The organism is Mycobacterium sp. (assembly GCF_049280035.1).
Lineage (GTDB): Bacteria > Actinomycetota > Actinomycetes > Mycobacteriales > Mycobacteriaceae > Mycobacterium.
Genome location: NZ_JBAPPI010000822.1, coordinates 1 through 2474 on the forward strand (window position 1 = coordinate 1; position 2474 = coordinate 2474).

Genomic DNA, 2474 nt, shown 5'->3' on the forward strand with positions numbered 1-2474 from the left:
GCCTTATCCGCTGGATCCACCGCCTACACCGGCACAGCCCACGCCGGCACCGGCCCCGCCGGACGCGGATTGTGCGTCCTTCACGGCGCCGCCCGGGCCGCCCGATCCGCGGATGGACTTGGCTAAGCGCATACGCGAAATGCGGTGTTTTCGGCAGAGCACCGACCCGCGTGTGCAGCGATTTGCGCTGATGACCTGGGTCACCCAGTGCAACAAGGAAGACATTCTGGCCGGCAACGACAAGCCCGAGCTGCCCCTGGTGACCTGCGACAAGGACCACAAGCAGGCGTACCTGTTGGCGCCGTCGATCATCGCCGGCGACCAGATCGCGGACGCCACCTCCGGCATGGACCAACGCAGCGGCGGCTACGTCGTCGATCTGCAGTTCAGGAGCGGGGCGGCCAACACCTGGGCGGACTTCACCGCCGCCCACATCGGCACCCAGACCGCGTTCACCCTGGACTCGGAGGTGGTCAGCGCGCCGCAGATCCGCGAAGCCATCCCGGGCGGTCGCACCCAGATCACCGGCGGCGACCCGCCGTTCACCGCGAGCACAGCACGCCAGCTCGCCAACGTCCTCAAATACGGTTCGCTTCCATTGTCGTTCGAATCATCGGAGGCCCAAACCGTCTCGGCGACACTGGGATTGACGTCGCTGAAGGCTGGCCTGGTCGCCGGGGCGATCGGGCTGGCGCTGGTGCTGCTGTATTCGCTGCTGTACTACCGGCTGCTGGGATTCCTGACCGCGTTGTCGTTGGTGGCTTCCGGCGCAATGGTTTTCGGGATCATCGTGCTGCTTGGCCGCATGATGAACTACACCCTCGACCTGGCCGGTATCGCCGGTCTGATCATCGGTATCGGTACGACGGCCGACTCGTTCGTGGTGTTCTTCGAGCGCATCAAAGACGAGATCCGCGAAGGCCGTTCGTTCCGCTCGGCGGTTCCGCGTGGCTGGGTACGGGCCCGCAAGACGATCCTGTCCGGTAACGCGGTGACCTTCCTGGCCGCTGCCGTGCTGTATGTCCTGGCGATCGACCAGGTGAAGGGGTTTGCGTTCACCTTGGGGCTTACCACGATCCTCGACACCTTCGTGGTGTTCCTGGTGACCTGGCCGCTGGTGTACCTGGCATCCAAGTCCACGATGTTGGCCAAGCCGGCATACAACGGCCTGGGCGCGGTGCAGCGGGTCGCGCGCGAGCGGCGGGCGATGGCGGCCAGGACTTCCACGGTTTCTTCGACGGGACGGGGGTAGCGAGATGGCCGACGAGACGACCGCCGTGGAACTCGACGACGACACCGCAACCGCCGTCCGCCCAACCGGTGACGACACCGGCGCCGATCTGCCCCGCCACAATTTCTTCTCGCGCCTCTACACCGGTACCGGCGCGTTCAACGTCATTGGCCGGCGCCGGTTGTGGTACGGGGTCAGCGGCACGATCGTCGCGATCGCGATCGCCAGCATCGTGTTGCGCGGCTTCACCTTTGGCATCGACTTCAAGGGCGGCACCACGATGTCGTTCCCTCGTGGAGATACTCAGGTCAGCCAGGTGGAGCAAGTTTTCCGGCAGACATTGGGCACCGACCCGGAGTCGGTCGTGATCGTCGGCAACGGCGCCGGGGCAACGGTGCAGGTTCGTTCCGGGACGTTGTCCAACGACAATACGAACAAGCTGCGCAACGCTTTGTTTGACAGATTCCAGCCCAAGGGCGCCGACGGTAAGCCCAGTAAGCAGTCGATCTCCGATTCGGCGGTGTCATCGACCTGGGGCGGTCAGATCACCAAGAAAGCGGTGATCGCGCTGGTGGTGTTCCTGGTGCTGGTCAGCCTGTACATCACCGTCCGCTACGAGCGCTTTATGGCGATCTCCGCTTTGACGACAATGTGTTTCGACCTGACCGTCACCGCCGGGGTGTATTCGCTGGTGGGCTTCGAGGTCACCCCGGCCACGGTCATCGGCTTGCTGACGATCCTGGGTTTCTCGCTCTACGACACCGTCATCGTGTTCGACAAGGTCGAGGAGAACACCCAGGCCTTCCAGCACACCTCCCGGCGCACCTTCGCCGAGGAGGCCAACCTCGCGATCAACCAAACGTTCATGCGCTCGATCAACACCAGCCTGATCTCGGTGCTGCCAGTGCTGGCGCTGATGGTGGTGGCGGTGTGGCTGCTGGGCGTGGGCACGCTGAAGGACCTGGCGCTGGTGCAGCTGGTTGGCATCATCGTCGGCACCTACTCGTCGATCTTCTTCGCCACCCCACTGCTGGTCAGCCTGCGTGAACGCACCGAGTTGGTTCGAACCCACAACCGGCGGGTGGCCAGGCGCCGCGGTCCGGCGTCGGAAAAGGGCTCGGAAAAGGGCTCGGAAAAGGGCTCCGAAAAGGGCTCCGAAAAAAGTCAAGTCCGCGCCGCGCCGGCCAAGGACGAGCCGGCCGAGCCCAGCGAGCCGCGCACCGCAACCGTCGCGGGCGGTGGC

The 2474-nt window shown here is 64.9% G+C and carries 2 protein-coding genes; both read left to right on the forward strand.

Going from position 1 to position 2474, the window contains the following annotated elements; genetic code table 11:
* Positions 1-1252, forward strand: a 1252-nt coding sequence (gene secD, locus WAN71_RS26280) for a protein translocase subunit SecD (RefSeq protein WP_422228131.1), incomplete at its 5' end; no start/stop codon positions are given.
* A gap of 4 nt (positions 1253-1256) precedes the next feature.
* Positions 1257-2474: protein translocase subunit SecF (gene secF / locus WAN71_RS26285; RefSeq protein ID WP_422228132.1), on the forward strand; the 1218-nt coding region annotated here is incomplete at its 3' end.